Genomic DNA, 23658 nt, shown 5'->3' with positions numbered 1-23658 from the left:
CGCTGTTTGCCGAACTGGCACGCTGCGGCGTGGATGGTGGCGCTGGTCAGCGCGCGGCCTTGGGAACGCGGTTCGTGAAAGTGCTTGTTGTCGAAGATGACACTGCCTTGGGCGAGGCCTTGCAAGCCGCTTTCGCCGGCGCGAACTTCAATGCCGAAATCTGCGCATCGGGGCGCAGTGCCGCCGAATTGCTGGCGCTCTATCCCTTCGACGCGGCGGTCATCGATCGCGGGTTGCCGGACATGGACGGCCTTGATCTCGTCAGCAGCCTGCGCCGCAGCGGGAACCGCATTCCCGTCATCATCCTTACGGCCCAATCAGACGTCGGCTCGCGGATCGACGGGCTGGATGCGGGTGCCGATGACTATCTTGGCAAGCCCTTCCTCTTCGCCGAACTGAAGTCCCGCCTCAACGCCGTGGTGCGGCGGGCAGAGCACCGCATTTCGAACACGCTGGATTGCGGGAACCTGTCCTACGACGTGACCAGCCATGTCGTGAGCATCGATGCCGCGCCCATCAGCCTTTCGCCACGCGAGCGCAGCCTGCTCGAGATCTTTCTGCGCTCGCGCGGGCGGCCCATCGATACGGCCCGCATGGAGGATCTGCTCTGCGCAGCGTCACAGGCGCTTTCGGCCAACGCGCTGGAGGTGAGCATTCATCGGCTGCGGCGCAAGCTGGCGGCAGCAGGCAGCACGGCCGAGATCGTGTGGCTGCGCGGACAGGGCTATTGCATGAAGGCCGACAGCGTAAAGGCCGGGCGGGCGTGATACGCAGCCTGTGGCTGCGGCTGGTCCTTGCGCAAGTTGCCATCGCGTTCGTTCTGGCGCTTGGCTTGCCCTTCATTGTCAATCGCACGATCCGTGAGATCGGCGATGACCTGACCCAGCGCCTGCTGAGCGGCGAGGCGGCGGAATACCTCGCCGCGCAAAGGGCGGGTACTGCGCAGCGGGCGACCAGCCCGAAGGCGGGCGCGATCGCGCTCTACATGGCGCAAGGCTCCCGCCTGCGCAGGCTATCCGGGCCGGATATTCCTGACCTCTCCGCGCTCACGCCGGCACGGCTATCGCGGGAGGGGTTCTACCACGGCCCGCATTCCGATTTCCTGACGCGGCCGATCGGGCCCGGCCAGACACTTGTTGTCGCGGAAGACCGGCAACATCCGGCGGTGCTGCACGACGATATCGTCGCGTACTTCCTCGACCGCTTCATCGTGATCGTGCCGATTGCGCTGATCTGCTCGACCCTGGCAAGCCTGTGGGCGCTGGCGCGGGCAATCAGGCCGATCAAGCAAGCGGCGAGGGATGCGCGGGCGCTCGATCCGATCCGCCCCGGGACGGCGCGCCTGCGCGAGGATATCGTCCCGACCGAGATCGAGCCGCTGGTCCACACCGCCAACGAACTGCTGGACCGCGCCGTATCCGGCTACGAGCGCGAACGCGTGTTTGCGGCGACGGTAGTCCACGAACTGCGCACCGCGCTTTCGACGATCAGCCTGCGGACCGAACTGTTGCCAGGCGGAGAACCGCGCGACAAGGTGGTCGAGGCCGTGGCGCACGCCAACGAGGTGGTGACCCAGATGCTGGGGCTCCACGGGCGCGAGGAAGAGCTGATCCGGGGGAAGCCGCGCGCGGTATCGGCCGCAGCGCAGGATGTGATCGATGATCTTGGCGGGCTGATCCGGTCCTCCGGCCATGGCCCCGTCAGCCTGCGCAGCGTGGGCAGTGGACCGGCCCGCTACGCACCGGACGCGCTGGTCCGGATCACGGTTGCCAACATTGTCGAGAATGCCTTGCGGCACACGCCGGCAGGTGCCGGGATCACGATCCTGTGCGATGATGCGGCGGCGACGGTGGTTGTGGCCGATAGCGGCCCCGGCATCCGGATGCGCAGCGGATCGGACGGGCGCAAGATCTATTCACGCGCCGACGGATCGCCATCGCGCGGTTCAGGTCTCGGCATCGCGATTGTCACGCGGCTGATCGAAACGGCGGGCGGCTCGATCGCATTCGGGACGAGCGAAGGAGGCGGAGCGGCGGTTACCCTGTGCTATCCGGCGGCGCAGGAGCGAGGCTAGCGGACCTCTTGTCCCTGCACATCATCGGACTGGCCATTGGCCTGATAGAGCGCAACCGTATCGACCAGCCGCGATGCCCATGCCGCCGTGCGCTGCAGGCGGGCCTGCTGGAGCGCCGCCTGCGCCTGCAAGAGCGCGAAGGTGCCGACCTCGCCAAGCTGCTGCTGGCGCTGCGTGAAGACATAGGACTGTTCGGCGGCGGCAAGCGCCCGCACCGATGCGTCTTCGGTCCGCGCATCGGCCTGCAGGCCGTTGATCGCATCCGACACATCGACAAAGGCCTGCAGCACCACCGAGCGGTATTGCGCCTTGCTTTCATCGAGCAGGGCCTCGGCAGCCTGCTGCTGGCGGCGTAGCGCACCGGCATGGAACACCGGCGCCGTCACCCCTCCGACCAGCGACCAGAAGGCGTTCCCATCCTGGAACATATTGGAAAAGGTCTGCGCGGCGCCGCCGGCGCTCGCTGTCAGCAGGAACGAGGGAAACCTTGCGGCGACCGCGGCGCGGGCGTCTGCGGCGGCGCCTTCCACGGCGGCAGCGGCGGCCTGCACATCGGGCCGGGCCTGCACGACAGCGGCTGGCAGCGCGACGGGGACATGCGCGGGCAGAACGAAGCAGGTGCTGGAGGGCAGCGCGGGCAGATCATCGCCCGGGGCGCGGCCGAGCAGCGCGGCGACCAGCGCGCGCTGGTGCGCTTCGCTGCGCTGCAAGGCCGGGAGCGTGGCTTCGGCGGTGGCGAGCGCGGCTTCCTGCGCGGCGACGTCCGCATCACCGGCTTCCCCCAGCGCGCGGCGCTTGCGCGTCATCTCCAGCATCTGCCGGGCCGAACCGATCGAGACCTCGGTCGCCGCGATCTGATCGGCAAGGGCCGCGCGGCTGACGGCGGCGACCACGAGATTGGCGGCAAGGCTCTGGCGGGCGGCAAGGAGGTGCGCGGCGGCGACCTTGGCCGCAGCCCGCGCCGATTGCCGCCGCGCACGCAGACCGCCGAACAGATCGAGCGGGTAGCTCACCGTCACTTGCGCGGTGTGCAGCGAGTAAAGCGTCTGCGAAGCATCTGCGAGGGGCGATTGCAGCGAGGCGGGGCTTTGCGCGCGCTGCGCGGAATAGGACACGTCCACCCCCGGGGCGAGCGCCGCGCCGGCCACCCCCGCCTGTGCCCGCGCCGCGCGCAAGGCGGCATCGGCGGCCGCGATATCGTTGCTGCCCGCGAGGCCTTGATCCACCAGCTGGTCCAGATCGGAGCAGCCGAATGCCTGCCACCAAGCGCGCGGGGTCGTCTCGCCCACGGCGAAGGTCTGAACCGCAACCGCATTGCCGACCGTGGCCGACGTGGGCGCGCCGGCACCGGCCACCGCGGGCAGGCGGGCGCGGGGATCAGCATCACCGATCCCCGTGCAGCCAGCCACCAGCGCGCAGACGGCCACGGGTAGGGCAAATCGCAGGCGGGCATTCATGCCGGCTCCCCTTCTTCGGAGTGGTGGCCGATTTCGCGCCCGTGCGGCCCGCGATCCTCAGGCGGCAGGTGGAGCGAGAAGCGCTCGACAAGGGCGGGCAGGACCAGCAGGATCAGCAGCGGTGCAAGCGCCATGCCGCCGACGACCACCAGCGCCAGCGGCTTCTGCACCTGGCTGCCGATCCCGTTCGACAGGGCTGCCGGCAGCAGCCCGATGGCCGCGACAAGGCAGGTCATCAGGACAGGCCGCATGGCGTTTGCCGTGGCGCGGCGGACCGCGACGTGCCGTGTCGCGCCATCATCGACGACCTGGTTGAAGGTCGTGACGATGAGGATCCCGTCCATCACCGCGATCCCGAACAGCGCGACGAAGCCGATCGCCGCGGAGATGCTGAACGCGGTTCCCGTGAGCGCCAGCGCGAGGACGCCGCCGACGATCGCCATGGGGATGGCGGAGAAGGCGAGCAGCGTATCGCGGATCGAGCCGAAGTTGGCGTAGAGCAGGATCAGGATGAGGATCAGGCTGATCGGCACCACGATTTCGAGCCGGGCGATCGCGTTCTGCAGATTGTCGAGCTCGCCCGCCCATTCGAGGTGGTAGCCCGGCGGGATCGTGACATGCGCCTTGATCCGCGCCTTCGCCTCCGCAACCACGCTGCCGAGATCGCGTCCGCGCACGCTGAACTTGATCGGGATGTAGCGTTCCTGATGCTCGCGGTAGATGAACGAGGCGCCGGTGGTGAGGTGGATGTTCGCTACTTCGGACAGGGGAACCTGGATCAGGCCTTTCCCATCAGGCGATGGTGCGCCCACGGTGATCTGGCGAATGGCTTCGAGCGAATTGCGCTGATCGGCACGCAGGCGGACGACGATCGGGAAATGCCGGTCGGTTCCCGGCTCGTAGAGCTGGGCGGTGCTGCTTCCGCCGATGGCGGCGGCCACGGTCTGGTTGATGTCGTCGGGCGTCAGGCCATAGCGCGAGGCGCGGGCAAGATCGACGTCGATCCGCACCGTAGGCTGGCCGAGCGACTCGAACACGCCGAGATCGGCGATGCCCTGGACCTTCGCCATTTCGGCCTTGATCGCCCCCGCCGTCTTTTCGAGCGTGGCGAGATCGGGGCCATAGAGCTTGATCGAATTTGCGCCCTTCACGCCGGAGGCGGCCTCTTCCACGTTGTCTTCGATGACCTGCGAGAACGAGAAATCGACCCCCGGAAAGCGGCTGTGGAGATGGCCCGACATGTCTTCGACCAGCTTTTCCTTGGTCATGCCTGCCGGCCATTCGCTACTCGGCTTGAGCGGCACGAAGTACTCGGCGTTGAAGAAGCCGGTGGCGTCGGTGCCGTCGTCGGGCCGGCCATGGGCCGAGAGAACCGATTCGATTTCAGGATAGCGCGCAAGATCGCGCCGGATGGCGTTGACGACCGGCTGCCCCGCCTCAAGGCTGATCGAGGCAGGCAAGCTGGCGCGGATGTAGAGGTTGCCTTCCTCCAGATGCGGCAGGAACTCGACGCCGAGTGCCCTGACGCCGAACCCGGCCAGCACCAGCGCGATGGCCGCACCGCCGAAGGTGAGCACGCGGTTGGCCTGGGCAAAGGCCGCCGCCGGTTCGTAGATTCGCCGCAGCCACGCAACCAGCTTCGTCTCGACCTCGGACAGGCGGTCCGGCAGCAGGATGGCGGCGAGGACAGGGGTGACCGTGAACGTGGCAATCACGCCGCCGGTGATGGCGTAGGCATACGTCTTCGCCATCGGCCCGAAGATGTGCCCTTCGACGCCGGTAAGGGTGAACAGCGGGATGAAGCTGGCGATGATGATCGCGGCGGCAAAGAAGATCCCCCGGCTCACTTCGGACCCGGCGTGGAGGATGGCGCTGAGCCGGCTTGCAGGGCTGAAGTGGCCGTGGCCGGCTTCCGCCGCGACAGATCGCTCCACCATGTGGCGGAAGATGTTCTCCACCATGATCACGCTGGCATCGACCACGAGCCCGAAATCGAGCGCGCCGACCGAGAGCAGATTGGCGCTTTCGCCTTGCGCGACGAGGATCAGGACCGCGATGGCGAGCGCGAAGGGAATGGTCGCCGCAACGATGAGCGCGCTTCGAAGGTTCCCCAGAAAGATCCACTGCAGCGCGAAGATGAGCACGATCCCCGCCATCAGGTTTTCAAGCACGGTGTGCGTGGTGAGGCGGATGAGGTCCGAGCGGTCGTAGACCCGTTCGAGATGCACGCCGGGCGGAAGGACGCCCGAGGCATTGATCTCGGCCACTTCCTTCTGCACCGCCTCGATCGTCGGCATGGACTTGGCGCCGCGCTGCATCAGGACGATGCCTTCCACGATATCATCGAGCCCGTTGTACCCGGCGATGCCCAGCCGGGGCTGATTGCCGATGGAAACCCGCGCCACATCCTTGAGCAGGACCGGCGCGGAGCCCGCCGTGCCGACCAGCACGTTCTCGATCGCCGAAGGGGACTGGATCAGCCCGACGCCGCGAACGATCGCGGCCTGCGACCCGAAATTGATCGTCTGCCCGCCGACGTTGCTGTCGCTCTTGGCAAGAGCGGACATCACTTGCGCCAGCGTCACGCCGTGAGCGACCAGCCGGTCGTTATCGACCGTGACATCGTAGGTGCGCAGCTTGCCGCCCCAGCCGGTGACGTCGGCAACGCCGGGAATCCGCTTGAACCGGCGCTGGAGGATCCAGTCCTGCAGGGTCTTGAGGTCCATCGGCGAATAGCCATCGGGTGCGACGATGCGGTAGCGGTAGATCTCGCCGATCGGGCTCGTAGGCGACAAGGTCGGCTGGGCACCGCCGGCCAGCGGCGGCAGCTGGGCCAGCCGGTTGATCACCTGCTGCTGCGCTTCCTGATAGGTCAGATCATAGCTGAACTGCACTTTCACATCGGACAGGCCGAACAGCGAAATCGCCCGCACGGTGGTGAGGTGCGGAATGCCCGCCATCGCCACTTCGATGGGAACGGTGACGTTGCGCTCCATCTCCTCGGCCGAGAGACCCTGCGTCTGGGTGACGATCTCGACCATCGGCGGGACCGGGTCCGGATAGGCCTCGATGTTGAGCGCGGCGAAGGCAAAGCCGCCCGCGACCAGTACGGCCACGAACACCGCAACGATCAGCAGCCGCTGCCGCAGCGCGAAACGGAGCAGCCGGTTCATTGCCCCAGCCCCGCCTCGTTCACGAAGATCGCGCCGGCCGTGACGATGGTCTCGCCCGGGCGAAGACCACGCAGGACTTCGACGCGGCCGCCAAGCTCCTCACCGGTCTGCACCTCGCGGCTCGCAAGGCGCCTGTCCGGCCTGCGCACCCAGACGCGCGCGGTGTCTCCTTCATGGATCACCGCCGCCGCAGGGACCATGATGCGCGTACCGGGGCTGAGATGATGGATCGAAAAGCTCGCGAACATCTGCGGTTTGAGCGCGCCATCGGGATTGGCGATGGTGGCGCGCACGGGCAGGCGGTGGGTGGTGGGATCGAGCCCGGCACCGACCATGTCGATCACGGCCGTGAACCGGCGCCCCGGCCAGGCCGGCGTGACCACATCGACCTTGTCGCCAACGTGCACGCCCGAAGCATCGCTTTCCGCGATCTGCGCCTGCAGCCAGACGCGCGAGGCATCGGTGATCGTGAAGAGGGGCTTTTCGCCGCCAACGCCGACATATTGGCCGGGGGAAACATCGCGCAGGGCAATCGTGCCGCCGATGGGCGCGTGGAAGGTGGTCACCTCGTGCAGCCCGCTGATCTCTCGGGCGGTCTCGAGCCGCCGAATCTCGCCAGCCGATTTGCCGAGGATCGCCAGCTTGTCACGCGCGGCGCCCACCGCCGCTTCGGCGCTGCGCGCCTGCGCTTCGCTGGCTGCCAGTTCGGTCTGAGCCTGCTGGTAATCCTTCCGCGCGCCGCCCGCCGTCTCGGCCAAGGCCTTGGCGCGTTCGGCATTGCGGCGCGCATTGAGCAGGGCGACCTGACTGGAGCGCATGTTTGCCTCGGCCGAAAGCAGGCTATTGCGCGCATCGACGAAATCGCTCGTCCGGATTGTCAGCAGCGGCTGGCCGGCGGTGACGACCTGGCCGGCATCGACCAGCACCTGCATGACCTGCCCCGAATAGGGCAGCAGCACCGGGGTGCTGAGATCGCCGTCCGCCTCGATCGAACCGGAAGCGGTGGTGACCTGTTCGGCCTGACCCGCGCCCACCTGCTCGAACGAAAGGGTCGCCAGCTGCGCATCCGTGGGGCGGAACGTTCCGGGCGGATCGGCGGGCAGCTCGTGCGGCACCGGCCGCAGGAGCCACGCCCCAAGCCAGCCGGCGAGCGCCAGTGCAGCCAGCGCTGCCAGCGCGAAAGCCAGCATGCGCGCCTGTTGGCGGACTGTAAGCCTCGGCACAGGCGGATGGACGTTTTGGGGATCTGTATCAGCCATGTTTGCGTACCCGATTGCGGGCCGCGCCTATAAGCGACGGCGCTTACATGCGCCTTACAGGTCCCACTTTGGCTGCAATCGGCCGGGAAACTGACCACTGCTGGTCCAATCCGGCCGAGGGAGGCTAACGGAAGGAAACACCTCGACAATGATGGAGCTGGTGCAATCCCGGACGGAGACCGCAAGGCCGCGCCTCATTCACCGGGCGCGGCAAATACTGGAAGCATCCAGAAAGATATGGTGAGCCCTGCTGGGTTCGAACCAGCGACCTACTGATTAAAAGATCGGGAATCGGCGGAAAACCTAGGTAAATCAGGGGCAATATTGGTTCGCGGAGGCTAGAAATCACGACATTTAGGTCAACCTGAGCCGCTCAGAGAGGGCGCGTTTCCGGTGCTCAGGCCGGTACTTTTCGGAGACCTAGATGGCTGTCATCAATCTGACCGAAGCCCGCATTCGCGAGCTTCCTCTTGGATCGGGCATTCACCGCGACGAACAGGTGAAAGGCCTGATGGTGGTCTGCCACCAGTCCACTCGAACCTTCGCTGTGCAGGGCGACGTCCGCCGCAACGGCCGCCACATCCGCACGGTGCGGGTCAAGATCGACCGCTGCGACCGTATCGGACTGCGCGAGGCCCGGAACCGAGCCAAGGCTCTGATGAGCCAGATACAGTCGGGCATCGATCCAACGGCCGGGCCTGCCGAAAGCGGGATCACACTTCAGCAGGCGCTCGAAGCCCACCTGTCGGAACGGACCTACAGCCCTCGGACGGTGGACGGCTACAACTACCATCTCGACAACTATCTCACGAAGTTCCGCAAGCGGGCCGTGACCGACATCACCCGGCAGGAGGTGCGAGAACTGTTCGACACGCTCAAGCGCAAGAACGGCGCGACGACTGCCGGGAGCGTGATGCGCACGCTCCGGGCAGCGATAAACACGGCCATGAGGCTCGACGAGACAATCGAAGGCAATCCGGTTGCCGCGCTGCGCGTCCCGGTTCCGAAGCGCCGAGAGGTCGATGTACTCGACCTGAAATCATGGTGGGTGGATGTCGAAAAGCTATCTCCCATCCGCCGCGACCTGCACATTGCCATGATGCTGACCGGCGCGCGCCGATCGTCATTGCTCCAGGTGCGGCGGGATGACGTTGACATCGAACGCGAAATTTTGACGTTTCGTCACATGAAGGTCGGCGGGCAGATGATGTTCCCGATGGGCAAGACGCTGACTGCCCGACTCAAGGACCGTCTCGCCGCAGACGTGCCGCTCGACAGCGAATGGCTGTGGCCGTCAGTGACGAGTGCATCCGGGCATATCGAGGAGCCCAAGGAAGCCGGGCTTCCCAGCCCACATGAATATCGCCATCATGCCTGGACGTTGTTCATCGCGAGCGGCGTTCCCTATGCCGAAAGCGCGCTGCTATTGGGGCAGAAGCTTCCGGGCGCATCGGGTGGGTATGTCCACGCCGAACATCTGGTGGAGCACTTGCGCCAATTTTCACAAGCTCTCGAAGATAAGGTGCTCGCCGCACAACGATAGGCAGATAAGGTGTCCACCCGGAGGAAGGTTAGATGGACGGCGCAACATGGGTTTCGATTGGCAGCATCGCGACATCAAGTGGCGTCGCAATCGCTGCCGTTTGGCTAGCTGCGAAGTTTGCCTATCGCCAAGCACATATCGGTCGGGTCTGGGAGCGCAAGGCTGAGGCCTACAGCGAGATCCTTGAGGCTCTACACGAGATTGAGGAATGGTTTCGGGCTGAGATGGATGACGAATGTTCAAGACGCGAAGTTGCGTCTGATGTTCAGGCATCCCGAAATGCCGAGTATCAAGATGCCCGGAAACGACTGCGGCGGCGGATTGCACGTGAGGTCTGGCTGCTACCCAATGAAACCCAGCAACGGATTTCGGCCATGAATGCCCAGATGTCGCAACGTCAGGATTCGTGGTTTGAACACCTGGACAATGGGTCCTGCGAGGTTCGTAGCGCCGCCAAGGACATCGCAAAACTGGCGCAAACCGAACTGGGCGGTCCGAAATCCTGACGGTTGCTAAAAATGCCAGCTTTCGTTGATAGCTGATTCATCATGCCGGGGTTAGCAAGCCCCAGCCGCGCGATTCGGGACACCCCTGCGAAAGGGTAGCGCGGGCGGTTCTGACCGATACGCTCCTAAGCCTAGCTGATGTACTGATGATTATTTGAAGATCGGTCTTTCACAAAAATCCGTCGCCTCCGGGCGGCTACGAAGGACTGTATCTCATGCAAAACGACCTTGAACAGGTCGTCGAGCGTGCCGTTCGGCGCGCACTCGACGCCTCCATACAATCGCCCTGGAAGGACAGCGAGCAGGCGGCGGAATACCTGTCATGCTCGGCGGGAACGCTCAAGACATGGCGCTCGCGGGGTGAGGGCCCAGCCTATCACGTCATCCAGGACAAGCTGATCCGGTATCACGTCAGCGATCTCGACGCTTTCGTGCGCGGAGAGGTGGCGCGATGAACGGCAAACCCGAAGCGTTCGCCCCTGGGCAGCTCGATGCCTTCCGAGGCCGTGGGTTCGCCCTGATCCCGCTCCACAAGCCCGATGACAGGCGCGATGGCAAGCCTGTGGGCAAGGCACCCTTGAAAACGAACTGGCGAATTGCCGCGCCATTGTCCTTGGATGAAGCCAAGTACCATATGGAAGTCGGCGGCGGCAATGTCGGCGTCCGTCTGGCGCGCAGCCAGCTCGTCGTCGATGTCGATCCCCGGAACTTCGCGAAAGGCGAGGACTCGCTGGCAAGGTTGCAAAATAGCCTTGGCGTCGATTTCGACAACTTCCCGGTGGTCGAAACCGGCGGCGGCGGTCGGCACTTCTACATGCTGAAGCCGGTCGAAGCCGAAGTCGTAGGGCAGCTTAGCGAGTTCCCCGGCGTCGAGTTCAAGACCGAAGGCAGACAGGTCGTCGCGCCGGGTTCGATCCATCCTGATACTAGGCGGGCATACCGATGGGATGCCCTTTCCGTGCCGCTTTCGGAAATCAGCGAAGCGCCGGGGGCATTGCTGTCGGCGATCGCCAAGTCGGTTGCGTCCGAAGGGCAGGCGGTAGCTGGCGTTCGCAGCCCCGAAATGCTGGGCCAGCTTTTGGCTTTGCTCGATGTGGGTGAATTTGCCGACCACGATGACTGGCTCAAGATCATGATGGCCAGCCACCACGCAACTGCGGGCGCCGGACGGCAGGAGTTCCCCCTCTACGCCCCCTTCAACGGGCCACCCCCTCTTTGATCTGGAGAGGGTCCCATGCTTGAGCAGCTCCTAACCACCGAGCAGGCGGCTGCCTGTCTGGGCACCACGAGGCGGACGCTTGAAGCGTGGCGCTTGACCGGGGGCAGTGGTGGCCGTGCCGGTCCTGTGTTCGTCAAGGTCGGCAGGCTTGTCCGCTATCGCCCCTCCGATCTGGAGGCCTTCGTAGCGGCTGGTGTCCGATCTAACACGGGAGGAGGCATACCTGAGACGACCCACTAAAGGCCACCTAGTGGCCACAGCCTCCCCAACCCCAATCCCCTTGAAAGGTTGGCCTCCACGTAAGGCTTTCATTTCAGGGGGATAGATGGTGAGCCCTGCTGGGTTCGAACCAGCGACCTACTGATTAAAAGTCAGTTGCTCTACCGACTGAGCTAAGGGCCCCCTGCAGACGGGTGAGCCTCACCTAGGGGTGGGGCGGGGCCGGGTCAAGCGGGCGTGGAGGTGGCGGATGGTGCAGGTTCCTGCCGGATCGCGCCAGTCCGGAGTGACGGTCGCGGCGGGGCCGAGGACGAATGGGCGTGTCCGGAAGCGGGGGTGGGGGACGGTGAGCGTCCTGCTGTGCCAGAGGCCGCCGCTCCACAGCACGATGTCGAGATCGAGTGTGCGGGCGCCCCAGCGCTGGCCGCGGCGGACGCGGCCGAAGCGGGTTTCGAGGGACTGGAGCAGGGCGAGCAGCGCGGGCGGATCGAGCGGTGTGGCGATCCGTGCGGCGGCGTTGGCATAGCGGCGGCGCGAGGGGCCGATGGGGGCGCTGGCGATGATCGGCGAGATGGCCTCAACGACAAGGCCCGCCCCAGCCATGGCGGCGAGCGCGGCGCGCAGGACCTGCGGAGGAGGACCGTGACGCGGATGGCGCTGGTTGGAGCCAAGCGCGATCAGGTAGTGGTAGGGCATGGTGTCTCGACTTCGCTCGACACGAACGGGGGGAGGAGCCGGTTTCCCCGCTCAGATATCTTCGGCAAGGCGGGTGTAGAGCTGCGGGCGGCGATCGCGGAAGAATCCCATGCCGGCGCGGTGGCGGGCAGCTTCGGCGAGATCGAGCGTGGCGACGAGGACACCGGTTTCTTCCGCGCCATATTCAGCGAGGAAATCTCCCCATTGGTCGGCGATGAAGCTGTGGCCGTAGAAGCGCTGAGGCGGGGTGCCGCCCACGCTTTCGCTGCCGATGCGATTGGCGGCGATCACCGGCATGCAGTTCGATACTGCGTGGCCGATCATCGCGCGGCGCCAGACGCGGCTGGTATCGAGGCCGGGATCGTAGGGCTCGCTGCCGATGGCGGTGGGATAGAACAGGACTTCCGCGCCCATCAGCGCCATCGCCCGCGCGCATTCCGGGTACCACTGGTCCCAGCAGACGCCGATGCCAATGCGGGTGCCGAAGACATCCCAGACCTTGAAGCCGGTGTTGCCGGGGCGGAAATAGTATTTTTCCTCATAGCCCGGGCCATCCGGAATGTGGCTCTTGCGGTAGGTGCCCATGATCTCGCCATCGGGGCCGATCATCGCGAGGGTGTTGTAGTAGTGATGGCCCTCGCGCTCGAAAAAGCTGGTCGGGATGGCGATCTTCAGGCTGCGCGCGAGCGTCTGCATGGCCTTGACGGAGGGGTCCTCGGCCAAGGGATGCGCGAGAGCGAAGAGGGCTTCGTCCTCCACCGTGCAGAAATAGGGGCCGGCGAAGAGTTCGGGCGGGAGGACGACTTGCGCGCCCTGCTGCGCGGCCTGTTCGACCAGCGCGCTGACAGCGGCGATGTTGGTCTGCGCATCGGGTGCGCCAAGCGCGAGCTGGAGGGCGGCGACGGTGAGCTGGGTCATGGGCGGGAAGTGGTGGTTTCAGCGGGGATTGTCAAAGGGAGACCGGACGGACGTGCTGTACCTAACCCTCGTCATTCCCGCGAAGGCGGGAATCCAGAAGGGCGAACGCTGCGTCAGCCGCTCTGGTTTCCCGCCTTCGCGGGAATGACGAGGGTGGGAGGATGCCCCCCACCTAGGGTCAGGAAGGCCGGCCGGTTCAGGGCCGCTTTGCGAAGAGCAGCGTCATGCGGTCGCTTTCGCCGATGGCTTCGTACTTCGCGCGGTCCTTGTCCTTGAGGGAGAGAACGGGGGGCAGCGTCCAGACGCCGTCGGGCCAGTTGGCGGTGTCCTTCGGGTTGGCGTTGACTTCGCTCTTGCCGACAAGGCGGAAACCGTGGGCTTCGATGAGCGCGATGACATCGGCCTCGCGCATGTAGCCCATGGTGCCCTGAGTGTAGGACGCGGGGGCATCGGCCTTGGCGCGGTGCTCCTCGATGCCGAGGAGGCCATCATCCTTGAGCAGCGCACGGATCGCGGCGAGATCGTTGAAGAGGTAGCCATCGGGCCACATGTTGTGAACTTCGCGCATGATCATCACGCGGTCGACCGTGCCCTTGCGCTCGGGCGGGACGGCATCGAGCGTGTAGGCGGGGATGCGCGCTTCGGGAACGCCGGTCCAGCTGGCGGCCTTCGGCGGGAACTGGGCAGGGAAGGCAGCGAGGCGGGTCCTGGTATCGCCCGAGGCAGCGGCGAGCCCGGCGGTGATGCCGATGTACTGGCCCTTTTCGCCCAGATAGGGGACGAGGATGCGCGTGTACCAGCCGCTGGAGGGCATGTAGTCAGCCACGGTCATGCCCGGCTTGATACGGAAGAACGCCAAGGTTTCCGCCGGGTGGCGGAAGGCATCGCGGACGCGGTCCTTGTCGCGCCGGGGATCGGCGAGGGCCGTGGCCATGGCGGGATCGGCGGCGGTGGCGGCCGGGCCCTCTGGCGCGGCATGGAGCACTGCGGGAACGGACGCAGCGGCAGCGAGCAGGAGGGTGGAAAAAAGGGCAGCTTTGCGCATGAAGTAACTCCGGGGGCGATTCGAGCGAAGGATAGCCTAAGCGGGCAGGAGGCGATGACAACCGGGTCATTCGTTCCTATCTGGCGCTCATAGCTGACTGGGCATGACATCGGGGGCATTTCCCCCGGAAGCAAGGAACAAGTGAATGGCGCAGGCAATCATGGCGGGCGGGTGCTTCTGGTGCACCGAAGCGGTGTTCCGCGACGTCGTAGGCGTGATCGAGGTAGAGAGCGGCTATATCGGCGGGACGGGCGCGAACCCCACCTACAAGCAGGTGTGCAGCGGGACAACCGGACACGCCGAGGCGATCCGGGTGACCTATGATCCCGAACTGCTTTCGCTGGACGACCTGCTCGATATCCACTTTGCGACGCATGACCCAACGACGCTGAACCGGCAGGGCAACGATGTCGGCACACAGTACCGCTCGGCGCTGTTTCCGGTCGATGACGAGCAGCGCGCGGCTATGGAAGCGGCAATTGCGCGGGCGGCTGCGGCCAATCCGAAGCCGGTGGTCACGACGATCGAGGGCCCGGCCACGTGGTATCCGGCGGAGGACTACCATCAGGAGTATTGGCAGGGCGAAGGCCAGCGCAATCCCTATTGCCTCGCGGTGATCCCGCCCAAGCTGCAGAAGCTGCGCAAGAGCTTTGCGGCGAAGGTGAAGGGGTAAGCGCGGGGCACGCGAAAGGTGTCTTGCATTAATAGGGACAGTCCCCTTTTTTCAAGCTCACGTTTCTCCTATCAAGTATTTAAATTATTTAATAAAAAAGGGGGACTGTCCCTATTTTTCCCACATCGCGGCGAAGAAGCCGTCGATGCCACCGGATTCGGCGAGCATGCCGGGATCGCTGCGGAACCAGCCTTCGGGCGTGGGCGTAAGGCCGGCAGGAAGCTGATCGGCGGTGATGGGGACAGGGCCGAGCGCCTTGACCCATTGTGCCTGCGCCTCCCCTTCCCCCGGCTCCAGCGAGCAGACCGCATAGACGAGGCGGCCATCGGCGCGAATCGCGCCCGAAGCCCGTTCGAGGAGGCCGCGCTGGAGTTCTTCGAGGGCGGTCTGGTCGATCAGACGGTGGAGCACGTCCGGGTGGCGGCGGCAGGTGCCGGTGGCGCTGCACGGCGCGTCGATCAGCACGGCGTCATAGAGTTCGGACGGGCGCCACTGCATGGCGTCTGCGGTGACGACTTCGACTTCGAGGCCGACGCGCGCGACGTTTTCGCTCAGGCGCTCAAGACGGCGAGCAGATTTGTCGAGAGCGGTGACGCGCCAGCCGGCGGCGGCGAGCTGCATCGTCTTGCCACCGGGCGCGGCGCAGAGATCGAGGACGCGGCGCCCCTCACCCGGCCCCAGCAGGCGCGCAGGCACCGAGGCGGCGAGATCCTGCACCCACCACGCGCCTTCGGCGAAGCCTTCAAGGCTTTCGATCGGGCCGCCACGCGCAAGGCGCACATGGCCGGGCGCGAGCGACGTGCCGCCGAGGCGTGTCGCCCATTCATCGGTGCGCGCCGGATCGCGCAAGCTGAGATCAAGCGGCGGGGGGACGGCGAGTCCGGCGGCGATGGCATCGACGCGGGTGGGCCAGGCACTGGTCCACCGTTCGAGCGTGGCGGCGGGAAGCGTGGGTCTGTCCGGCAAGCCCTCTGCGCGCAGCACGGCGGAGAATACACCGTGGGCGAGGCGGCGCGGGCCGCCGACAAGCAGCGGCAGCCCGGTGGCGATCACCGCATGCGGCGGCAGGCCGAGGCGCAGCGCCTGCGCGAGCATGAGGCGCAGGACGCTGCGCGCTTTGGCATCTTCGGGGAGAATCTGCCGGGTGGCGCCATCGATCAGCCGATCGAGATCGGGCAGCCAGCGCAGCGCTTCAGCCGCGATGGCCAGCGCGAGGGCGCGGTCATCGCCGCGCTCGATGGCGCGCAGCACCGGCGGGGCAGCCTGATCGAGCGGATCGCCCCGGCGCAGCACGGCATCGAGGAGGCGCAGCGCAGCGCGGCGGGCGGGAACACCGGGAATATCGGCTTCGGCAGCTTGGGGAGAACGGGCCATTGGCCAGCCTATCGCGCGTGGTGCCCATCTTGGCAATTGCGCTTGCGCGCGGACTTGGGCAGGCAGACCTGATGGACAAGCCGATCCCCCGCGCGACAACCCGCCCCGCAGGCTTTACCCGGCCCGCGCACTGGACCAACGAACCCGCCCCCGTGCCCGCCCCGGCCGAGCAGCGCGACGATCCCGACGGGCTTGATCCCACGCGGTTCGGCGATTGGGAGAAGAACGGGATCGCGATCGATTTCTGAGGGTTTGCTGCGGAGGCCCCTCATCACTTCGGCAGCGCGGCCAGCGGCGGCAGCGGGTGCCAGCCCCAGACATTGAGCGCGAAGCCGCTGACGCCCGAGCGCACGAGCGACCAGCGCAAGGGCCGCGCGATGGGGATATAGGCATTGGCGGCGGTCATTTCGGCCTCGGCCTGCCCCAGCAGGCGCGCGCGCTCGCGCAGGTCCGCGGTCTGGCGGGCATCGGCGAGCAGCGCATCGCCGGCCGCGTTGCAGGCGGGCTTGTGGACCGAGCAGGCGAGTTGGTTCAGGAACCACGAGGCGCGGCCATAGCGCGCGGTCGTATCGACCAGGCGCAGGTCGGCGGGCTTGTCTTCCGCAACCTGCACCGCGACCACGCCGATGGCCTTGAAATCGGCTGCGATCAGATCGATCACCCGCCGCGTGCCCGGTCCATTGGGCGCGGCGATCCGCACCAGCGGGGCGGAATTGCCGCTGGCCATGAAGCGCGTGACACGCTCGGCCGCCAGCGCCCGGCGCGCATCGAGTGCGACGCCGACCCAGCGCTCGCCCACCGTGCCGGCATCGCCTTCGACCCCGGCGGAGACAACGCGGGTGGTGGGCTGCCAGCCGGCGATGTTGAACGCGGCGATGATCGCATCGCGATCGATGGCGAGCGCCAGCGCTTCGCGGTTGGGCGCTTCGGCAAGGAAGCCGGCCTCACTTTCGACAAGCAGGCCGAACATGCCGATCACCGGATCGAGCTGGATATTCCCGCGCGCGAGGCCGGTCTGTTCGGTGAGCGGGAGCGAATCGATGCGCCCGCCAAGAACAAGATCGGCGGCGCCATCGTTGAAGCGGTCCACCGCCTTTTTCGCAGGCAGCAGTTCGACGACAAGATTGCGCGCGCGGCTGGAAAAGCCTTCCTCCGGCACGAGGCCGCGCTTTTCCGGGGGGATGAGAGACAGTTCGAGCCCGCTGCCGCGCCGGGCAAGGCCCATCGGACCGGAACCGCGGCGGGCATAGGGCAGGCCGAGTTCAGGCTGGGCCAGCAGCGTGAGCAGATCGGGGACGGGCGCGACGAGATCGATCTCGATCACCCGGTCCGCCATGACGCGGACCTGCTCGATCGCGGCAAGATCGAGCCCGAGCGCGGTGCCCTTCAACAGTGCGAGCGACTTGCGCAGCGCGGCGGCGGCGGTTTCTGCGGTGATGCGCGCGCCGCCCGGCCAGGTGCCGTCGCGCAGGCGGAAGATGTAGCTCTGCCCATCATCGGTGATGATCCAGCGGTCCGCGATGGCGGGGACGACATGGCCTTCGGCGTCGAAAGCGACGAGGCCCTCCACCGTTGCGCCGCGTATCGTGCGTGCTGCGGGTGACAGGCGCAGGCTGCTGGTATCGAGCGCGGTGCGATCACCGATGAGGGCGATGGGAAGCGGCCCCTCGCTGCGCCGTCCGCAGGCCGAGACGCCCAGCACCAGAGTACCGAGCCCGGCGAGGGCCAGGGCGGCAGCCATGGAAAGGCGGGAGGCACGCACCATCAGGAGCCGTGCTAGCACGCAAGGCCGCGCCGGTCAGCGCCGGAAGGGCCGCATGACCGCGAGAATCATCAGAAATTTTTGCGTTTGCTCAGATCTTGCGCAGCCGGGTCGGGTCAACCATCGCGAGCACCGGCTTGACGAAGCGCGGCGTCTCGTCGGACCTGGTGACGATCGGTTCGCGCGCAAGCTTGGGATCGATGTCCTCGACGAAGGCGATGCCGAAGCGGTTTTCCTGAATCCAGGCGACGACGCCTTCGACCCAGCCGATGTTGCGCAGATTGATTTCAAGCTTGGCGCCGCGGGTGACCTTCACATGGCCTTCGGCCATCATCCCCCCGCCCGAAAGGTTGCGAACCTTGACGCGGTGCTCGTCGCCTGCCCCGGCCAGACGCACGTCTGCCATGAGAAACAGGCTGTCACGCCCTACTTGCCGATGATCGAGTTCAGTCACGCCCGGTTTCCGTCTCATCTGCCAAAGAAGGCCCCAACGATCAGCGCGATGAGCCGCACTGCACGCCACGAGGAAAGTCGCAAAACTTTCTCGCGGATTGCTAAGCGAGGCTGGCTAACGGAATCTTAAATCGGCGCGGCGTTAACGTGTTTTTGCTTAGGCTGTGCCGGAGCGGGACACTCTCCGGACAAAGCGTTTAACGCCGCCGATCCTACATATCGCGCGAGATTTTCTCGCGCCGTTCATGCGCTTCCTGCGCTTCGACGGTCATCGTGGCGATTGGACGGGCGATCAAACGGCCCAGCCCGATGGGTTCGCCCGTGACTTCGCAATAACCATATTCACCTTCATCGATCCGGCGCATCGCGGAATCGATCTTGGCGATCAGCTTGCGCTGGCGATCGCGCGTGCGCAGTTCGATGCCCCATTCGGTCTCGCTCGAGGCGCGGTCGTTGAGGTCGGGCTCGCGGATCGGGCCATCCTGCAGCGCGGTGAGCGTGCCGGCCGATGCCGAGAGAATCGATTTCTTCCATTCGAGCAGCAGCCGGCGGAAATAGTCCTGCTGCGCCTCACCCATGTAGGGCTCATCATCGGAAGGAATGTAATCGCCGGGCATGGCCCGACGTGCTTTGGCCAGAACGTCGATCTCGTCACTCAAAACCCCAGCCATCCGGCCCTCCAAGCTCATGCTCTTGCGACCCCCGGCCGCCGCGACGCCCGCGGAAGGACACCTGTGGCTCCCGGTTTGGCGGGCCTATAAGCAAGTGGCGGAATCCGCACAAGGTTTTCCTAAGGGGCAATGCCAAGTTGTACCCAACCCGGACATATGCCGCCTTTTCTTCGACGTTAACCAATTGTTGACCAAGATTGTTGACTTTGTCCCTGCCCGGCCAAGCGTCATCACGGTTCGGGGGGACAGGGGAAACGTTTATGGCACAGACTTGGATCAAGCTGGTTTCCGAAACCGAAGCTTCCGCCGCCGCCGCCCTGGCTGGCAGCGACAGCGATGCCACCGATACACTCGTCGCGACTTGCCTTGCTGCTGCGGCGGCAGGCGACATGGATGCGCTGTTCGACCTTGGCGTCGCCTATTCGACCGGCAGCCACGGCGCGCCGTGCGACCTGATCGAGGCGCACAAGTGGTTCAACCTTGCCGCAGTAGGCGGGCACGAGGAAGCTGCAACCTGCCGCGCCGAGGTTTCCGACGACATGACCGCGCGCGAGATCGCCGAAGCCCAGCGCCGCGCCCGCGAATGGCTGCGCATGATGCGGACCGACAGCCGCGCGGCCTAAGTATCGTCTGGAAGCGAGCTCGGTTTGGATTGTGAACCCGGTGTCGCCACAGTCCTCTTGTAGCGCGCAATGATATCATCGGCGGTAAGCGTAACGCAGGTATCGGCTGGAGCTGCGAAGGCTTGCTGCAAGATAGCCTTCAAACGTTCGAACTGACTTTCCTTACGTTCTCCAGTGAAGGCGCGAGCCAGCGCCTATTTACCCCTCCACCACCCTTCGGGCGGTCCCCCTCCCCATTTGCACTTCGTGAAAATGGAGAGGAACTGCCGCCCTACCCCTTCTTGAACGGCGTCCTCTCGCCCAGCCACATCTGTTCCTGCGCCACGCCGCGACGTTCGCGTTCGAGGAAATCGGCGATGGCGCTGCGGAAATTGGGGTCCGTGATGTAGTGCGCCGACCAGGTCGGCACCGGTTTGTAGCCCCGCGCCAGCTTGTGCTGGCCTTGCGCGCCCGCCTCAACCCGCTTGAGGCCCAGTGCGATCGCGGCGTCGATTGCCTGATAGTAGCACAGCTCGAAATGCAGGAAGGGCTTGTCGACCACAGCCCCCCAGTAGCGCCCGTAGAGCGCTTCCGACCCGATGAAGTTGAGCGCGCCGGCCACCGGCTGATCGCCGATGAAGGCCATGACCAGCAAGATGCGGTTCGCCATGCGCTCGCCCATCAGGGTGAAGGCCTCACGCGTGAGGTAGGGGTGGCCCCATTTGCGCGCGCCGGTATCCTGATAGAACACCCAGAACGCGTCCCAGTGTTCAGGCAGGATCGCATCGCCGGTGATCTGGCGGATCTCCACCCCGTCCTGCGCCTTGGCGCGCTCCTTGCGCAGGTTCTTGCGCTTTTCCGAGGATAGCTGGCCCAGGAAATCGTCGAAGCTGGCGTAGCCCTGGTTGTCCCAATGAAACTGCGTATCGGTGCGCAAAAGCCAGCCCGCTTCCTCGAACAACGGCAGCTGCGCCGGCTCGATGAAGGTGGCGTGGGCGGAGGAAAGCTGGTTCTGCGCGCAGATCTGCTCGGCAACGCGCAGCAGGGGCAGCCCAAGCGCCGGATGATCGCCCGTCAGCAGGCGCGGTCCGGTGGCGGGGGTGAAGGGCACGCTGATCTGGAGCTTGGGGTAATATTGCCCGCCCGCACGGTGCCAGGCATCCGCCCAGTTGTGATCGAAGACATATTCGCCCTGGCTATGGCCCTTGAGATACGCGGGCAGCGCGGCGGCGGCGATGCCGGCGGCATCCTCGATCACCAGCGGCAGCGGCGACCAGCCGCTGCGCCCACCGACACTGCCCGATTCCTCGAGCAGCGTGAGGAAGGCGTGACTGGTGAAGGGGTTGCCTTCACCGGCCAGCGCGTCCCACTCGGCGGCGGGAATCTCGCCGACAGCGTGGTGGACGCGCGCGGTCACGCTCACGGGCGGGCGGCCTTTGCCAGCCCTGCTCCTTCCGCAATCGGACCATCGCCGTGCTTGAGAGCGCGCTCCATCAGGTCGGGCGTGTTGACCGTCCACGTGAGCACGGGGAAGCCCCGGCGGCGCTGTGCACCGGCAAAGCGGCTGGGCATGTCGGTAATGTCGTAGGCGAGGAAATCGGGCTGCGCGCGCCAGAGCGTGATGTGGCGGCGGGTGCGCGCGAAAAGCGTGCGATTGCCTTCCTCCATCATCACGATACCGCGCACGATGTGGCTGGAATGCCGCGCGAACCAGCGCGAAACGCGGTGATCGAAGCTCATCACCGCAACAGGACCGCGATAGCCTTCGAGCATGCGGCGCACCGCGAGGCAGATCGCGGGAATGCGGGTGGAAGGCCGCGTCTTGACCTCGATCAGCAAGGGCACGCGGCCCGCGACGAGATCGAGCAGTTCGCGCAGGGACGGGATCATATCTGCATCATTGCCGATGATGCGGATCTGGCCCAGCTTGGCCGCGCTGCGTTCGATCACGAGGCCGGTCTCGGCGGTCAGCCGGTCCAGCTCCCAATCGTGGAAGACCATGGCCTGCCCATCGCTGCTGCGCTGCACATCGCATTCGATGCCGAGCCCGGCCTCGATCGCAGCGGCGAAGGCCGAAAGCGCATTCTCGGGAAGCCCGGGGCCGTGGAGCCCCCGGTGCGCATAGGTCACGCCCTTGAGCCATGCCACCTTCTCCGCCTGCGGGGGCGGCGCCAGCAGGCGATCAAGCAGGATGGAGAGCAAATACAGCATCGATTTCCACTGCGCAGCCAAGGGGGAGCGAAGGCACGCCGACGGCGCTGCGGCTATGCTTGCCGGTTTCGCCGAAAACCGCGACCATGAGTTCCGAAGCCCCGTTGGCGACCTTGGGCTGATCGGTGAAATCGGGCGTGCAAGCCACGAACGCACCGAGCTTAACGACGCGGGCGATCCGGTCCAGCGAGCCGAGCGCGGCCTGGGCCTGAGCGAGCAGCATCAGCCCGCAGCCCTGCGCGGCGGCAAAGCCCTGCTCGACCGAGAGATCCGCGCCCAGCTTGCCCTTGATCAGCGCACCATCGACGAACGAGACCTGCCCCGAGACATAGAGAAAGCCGCCGGCCTCCACCGTGGGGACATAGGCGGCCACCGGTGCTGCCGGAGCAGGCAGGGTGAGGCCGAGTTCGGCAAGCCGTGTGGCGGGGGTCTCAGTCATCGTCGTTCACTCCGTGGATACGATCCATAAGCCAGGGTAGCGCGTGCTCCCACTGGTCGATACGGGCATGGGCGTGGCCCTTGACATGCGCACAATCAATGTGGCGCGCGATCATCGGTTCGCCGCACAAATGCAGGCGGCCGACATGGGGGGCAATCTCCATGACCGAGCCGTGGTGCTGCGGCAGATCATCGATGAACACCGCGCGGCTGGGCTGGTATTCATCGAGAATGGCCTTGAGCGCGGGCCCCTTCGGCCCCTGATTGGTGAAGACGCGGGCGTTGATGCCGACATCCATGAGCTGCCGGGCGCGGGCATCGCGGCGATCGTCGTTGAGGTTGGTGAGGATCACCACATCGGCATGCCGGGCAAGCGCGTTGATACCCTCGACCGCGCCCGAGATCGCCTGCTGGCGGTGCATCTCGGTATCGAAGAACAGGCCGAGCAGGCGCCAGATTTCCGGCCCGGGGACGGGATCACCCGTTCCGGCGTAGCGCATGGCCTTGCCGAAATCGCTGTCCTCCATCACGAAATCGATACCGTGCTGCTCGCCCAGCCAATCCCGATAGGGCGCGACCATGTGCAGCAGCACTTCATCGCAATCGCTGATCACCAGCGGCCTGGTCATGCTGAAGCCTTCATCACAATCTCTCCCGGGTGGCGGCGAGCGTGGCCGGGGGGAGGCCCAGCGCATCTGCCGCTGCAATCAGATCCGCCTCATGCCCGCAGAGGAATTCGAGCACCGCGCTCTGCACCGCCGGATCGCCGAGACCGGTCCGCAGCTCGTCAGGCGTCAGACCGGTGAGGGACAGAAAACGCTCCGCACGGCCAGCATCACCGAGCACCCAGCCAAGTGCCTGCAGCGCCGTGGCGGCAGGATCGGGCAGGGAGGCGGATGCGCGGGCGATTGTCAGGGCCTTCCGGGGTGACTAGGCAGGGGTCTGGGGTGGTATGAGGATAATGGGGCTCAGTGGCAAAAAGAATACTGGTTGTCGAGGACAACGACCTCAACCGTAAGCTGTTCTGCGATGTGCTGAAGGCAGGCGGCTTTGCGGTGGAGCCGCTGGCAGACGGGCGCGATGTGCTTGTTCGCGCACGCGAATTCGTGCCGAACCTGATCATCATGGACATCCAGCTGCCCAACATTTCGGGCCTTGAGTTGATCGAGGCCCTCAAGGGCGATCCTGGCCTGAGGCCCATCCCGGTGCTGGCGGTAACCGCCTACGCCGGCAAGGGCGACGAGGAACGCATCCGCGAGGCGGGGGCGGAAGGCTATCTCGCCAAGCCGGTATCGATCGGGCCGTTCATGATGGCGGTAAAGGCGCTGGTGTGAGCGGGCAGACACGCCGGCCCGGATCGAGATC

26 protein-coding genes and 1 tRNA gene are annotated in these 23658 nt (G+C 65.8%); 11 read left to right on the top strand and 16 right to left on the bottom strand.

Going from position 1 to position 23658, the window contains the following annotated elements; all coding sequences use genetic code 11:
- Nucleotides 1–74: 74 nt before the first annotated feature.
- Nucleotides 75–767, top strand: a complete 693-nt coding sequence (locus tag ACO06X_RS14195; protein ID WP_421836886.1) for a response regulator — start codon at nt 75–77, stop codon at nt 765–767.
- Nucleotides 764–2074, top strand: a complete 1311-nt coding sequence (locus ACO06X_RS14190; RefSeq protein WP_421836885.1) for a sensor histidine kinase — start codon at nt 764–766, stop codon at nt 2072–2074. The genes ACO06X_RS14195 and ACO06X_RS14190 overlap by 4 nt, the downstream gene beginning before the upstream one ends.
- Here the strand turns inward: ACO06X_RS14190 and ACO06X_RS14185 are convergent.
- Genes ACO06X_RS14185 through ACO06X_RS14175 form a run of 3 tightly spaced genes read right to left on the bottom strand, consistent with a single transcriptional unit; the run spans nt 2071 to nt 7963 of the window.
- Nucleotides 2071–3531, bottom strand: a complete 1461-nt coding sequence (locus ACO06X_RS14185) for an efflux transporter outer membrane subunit (RefSeq protein WP_421836884.1) — start codon at nt 3529–3531, stop codon at nt 2071–2073. The two genes, ACO06X_RS14190 and ACO06X_RS14185, sit on opposite strands and share 4 nt — an antisense overlap.
- Nucleotides 3528–6704, bottom strand: coding sequence for an efflux RND transporter permease subunit (locus ACO06X_RS14180; protein ID WP_421836883.1), 3177 nt, complete (start codon nt 6702–6704; stop codon nt 3528–3530). Before ACO06X_RS14180 ends, ACO06X_RS14185 begins: the two co-directional genes overlap by 4 nt.
- The gene (locus tag ACO06X_RS14175; protein ID WP_421836882.1) at nt 6701–7963 is read right to left on the bottom strand and encodes an efflux RND transporter periplasmic adaptor subunit; all 1263 of its coding nucleotides are present in this window, start codon (nt 7961–7963) and stop codon (nt 6701–6703) included. The genes ACO06X_RS14180 and ACO06X_RS14175 overlap by 4 nt, the downstream gene beginning before the upstream one ends.
- Nucleotides 7964–8387: 424 nt before the next feature.
- Here ACO06X_RS14175 and ACO06X_RS14170 point away from each other — a divergent pair, with 424 nt between their 5' ends.
- From ACO06X_RS14170 to ACO06X_RS14150, 5 genes are all read left to right on the top strand, one after another.
- On the top strand, nt 8388–9506 hold the full coding sequence (locus tag ACO06X_RS14170; protein WP_421836881.1) for a tyrosine-type recombinase/integrase: 1119 nt from the start codon (nt 8388–8390) through the stop codon (nt 9504–9506).
- Between the two features lie 32 nt (nt 9507–9538).
- A complete protein-coding gene (locus tag ACO06X_RS14165; RefSeq protein WP_421836880.1) occupies nt 9539–10012 on the top strand; it encodes a hypothetical protein in 474 nt (157 codons plus the stop codon).
- A 215-nt stretch (nt 10013–10227) separates the two neighbouring features.
- Nucleotides 10228–10467: a helix-turn-helix domain-containing protein gene (locus tag ACO06X_RS14160; RefSeq protein ID WP_421836879.1), complete on the top strand. Its 240-nt coding sequence runs from the start codon at nt 10228–10230 to the stop codon at nt 10465–10467.
- Nucleotides 10464–11231, top strand: coding sequence for a bifunctional DNA primase/polymerase (locus ACO06X_RS14155; RefSeq protein WP_421836878.1), 768 nt, complete (start codon nt 10464–10466; stop codon nt 11229–11231). Before ACO06X_RS14160 ends, ACO06X_RS14155 begins: the two co-directional genes overlap by 4 nt.
- 15 nt (nt 11232–11246) lie before the next feature.
- Nucleotides 11247–11471 (top strand): helix-turn-helix transcriptional regulator, encoded by a 225-nt coding sequence (locus tag ACO06X_RS14150; protein WP_421836877.1) that lies wholly within the window; start codon nt 11247–11249, stop codon nt 11469–11471.
- 86 nt (nt 11472–11557) lie between these two features.
- Here ACO06X_RS14150 and ACO06X_RS14145 read toward each other — a convergent pair.
- From ACO06X_RS14145 to ACO06X_RS14130, 4 genes are all read right to left on the bottom strand, one after another.
- Nucleotides 11558–11633: transfer RNA gene (locus ACO06X_RS14145), tRNA-Lys, on the bottom strand.
- Between the two features lie 18 nt (nt 11634–11651).
- Nucleotides 11652–12146: a 2-amino-4-hydroxy-6-hydroxymethyldihydropteridine diphosphokinase gene (folK, locus tag ACO06X_RS14140; protein ID WP_421836876.1), complete on the bottom strand. Its 495-nt coding sequence runs from the start codon at nt 12144–12146 to the stop codon at nt 11652–11654.
- A 51-nt stretch (nt 12147–12197) separates the two neighbouring features.
- Nucleotides 12198–13064, bottom strand: coding sequence for an N-carbamoylputrescine amidase (gene aguB, locus ACO06X_RS14135; RefSeq protein ID WP_421836875.1), 867 nt, complete (start codon nt 13062–13064; stop codon nt 12198–12200).
- 196 nt (nt 13065–13260) lie between these two features.
- On the bottom strand, nt 13261–14109 hold the full coding sequence (locus ACO06X_RS14130) for a class I SAM-dependent methyltransferase (RefSeq protein WP_421836874.1): 849 nt from the start codon (nt 14107–14109) through the stop codon (nt 13261–13263).
- 145 nt (nt 14110–14254) lie between these two features.
- On the opposite strand from ACO06X_RS14130, the gene msrA reads away from it, so the two are divergent.
- The gene (msrA, locus tag ACO06X_RS14125) at nt 14255–14782 is read left to right on the top strand and encodes a peptide-methionine (S)-S-oxide reductase MsrA (RefSeq protein ID WP_298165758.1); all 528 of its coding nucleotides are present in this window, start codon (nt 14255–14257) and stop codon (nt 14780–14782) included.
- A 111-nt stretch (nt 14783–14893) separates the two neighbouring features.
- Here the strand turns inward: msrA and ACO06X_RS14120 are convergent, their stop codons facing one another.
- Nucleotides 14894–16156, bottom strand: coding sequence for an RsmB/NOP family class I SAM-dependent RNA methyltransferase (locus ACO06X_RS14120; RefSeq protein WP_298165760.1), 1263 nt, complete (start codon nt 16154–16156; stop codon nt 14894–14896).
- 29 nt (nt 16157–16185) lie between these two features.
- Between ACO06X_RS14120 and ACO06X_RS14115 the strand changes: the two genes are divergently transcribed.
- A complete protein-coding gene (locus ACO06X_RS14115; protein ID WP_366886045.1) occupies nt 16186–16404 on the top strand; it encodes a DUF1674 domain-containing protein in 219 nt (72 codons plus the stop codon).
- 23 nt (nt 16405–16427) lie between these two features.
- Here ACO06X_RS14115 and ACO06X_RS14110 read toward each other — a convergent pair whose 3' ends face one another.
- The 3 genes from ACO06X_RS14110 to dksA form a co-directional block, all read right to left on the bottom strand.
- Nucleotides 16428–17897 (bottom strand): ABC transporter substrate-binding protein, encoded by a 1470-nt coding sequence (locus ACO06X_RS14110; protein ID WP_421836873.1) that lies wholly within the window; start codon nt 17895–17897, stop codon nt 16428–16430.
- Between the two features lie 112 nt (nt 17898–18009).
- Nucleotides 18010–18372, bottom strand: a complete 363-nt coding sequence (locus tag ACO06X_RS14105; protein WP_298165763.1) for a PilZ domain-containing protein — start codon at nt 18370–18372, stop codon at nt 18010–18012.
- A 211-nt stretch (nt 18373–18583) separates the two neighbouring features.
- Nucleotides 18584–19042, bottom strand: coding sequence for an RNA polymerase-binding protein DksA (gene dksA, locus ACO06X_RS14100; RefSeq protein ID WP_298165765.1), 459 nt, complete (start codon nt 19040–19042; stop codon nt 18584–18586).
- A 260-nt stretch (nt 19043–19302) separates the two neighbouring features.
- Between dksA and ACO06X_RS14095 the strand changes: the two genes are divergently transcribed.
- Nucleotides 19303–19665, top strand: a complete 363-nt coding sequence (locus ACO06X_RS14095; RefSeq protein WP_421836872.1) for a hypothetical protein — start codon at nt 19303–19305, stop codon at nt 19663–19665.
- 271 nt (nt 19666–19936) lie between these two features.
- Here ACO06X_RS14095 and ACO06X_RS14090 read toward each other — a convergent pair whose 3' ends face one another.
- The 5 genes from ACO06X_RS14090 to ACO06X_RS14070 are packed head-to-tail and all read right to left on the bottom strand — an operon-like array spanning nt 19937 to nt 23181.
- Entirely contained in the window at nt 19937–21067 is a 1131-nt protein-coding gene (locus tag ACO06X_RS14090) for a GNAT family N-acetyltransferase (protein WP_421836871.1), read from the bottom strand.
- Complete coding sequence (locus tag ACO06X_RS14085; RefSeq protein WP_421836870.1) at nt 21064–21855, bottom strand: glycerophosphodiester phosphodiesterase family protein; 792 nt, start codon at nt 21853–21855, stop codon at nt 21064–21066. The genes ACO06X_RS14090 and ACO06X_RS14085 overlap by 4 nt, the downstream gene beginning before the upstream one ends.
- Nucleotides 21827–22294, bottom strand: coding sequence for a RidA family protein (locus ACO06X_RS14080; protein ID WP_421836869.1), 468 nt, complete (start codon nt 22292–22294; stop codon nt 21827–21829). The genes ACO06X_RS14085 and ACO06X_RS14080 overlap by 29 nt, the downstream gene beginning before the upstream one ends.
- Nucleotides 22287–22922 (bottom strand): HAD family hydrolase, encoded by a 636-nt coding sequence (locus tag ACO06X_RS14075; RefSeq protein WP_421836868.1) that lies wholly within the window; start codon nt 22920–22922, stop codon nt 22287–22289. Before ACO06X_RS14075 ends, ACO06X_RS14080 begins: the two co-directional genes overlap by 8 nt.
- Nucleotides 22923–22935: 13 nt before the next feature.
- A complete protein-coding gene (locus ACO06X_RS14070) occupies nt 22936–23181 on the bottom strand; it encodes a DUF3572 family protein (RefSeq protein WP_421839915.1) in 246 nt (81 codons plus the stop codon).
- Nucleotides 23182–23264: 83 nt separating this feature from the next.
- Between ACO06X_RS14070 and ACO06X_RS14065 the strand changes: the two genes are divergently transcribed.
- Complete coding sequence (locus ACO06X_RS14065) at nt 23265–23627, top strand: response regulator (protein WP_421836867.1); 363 nt, start codon at nt 23265–23267, stop codon at nt 23625–23627.
- Nucleotides 23628–23658 lie beyond the last annotated feature (31 nt).

It is taken from the genome of Novosphingobium sp., from assembly GCF_965229225.1.
Lineage (GTDB): Bacteria > Pseudomonadota > Alphaproteobacteria > Sphingomonadales > Sphingomonadaceae > Novosphingobium.
Note: the sequence above shows the minus strand (reverse complement) of the source record. Positions and strands in the feature narration are given on the sequence as shown.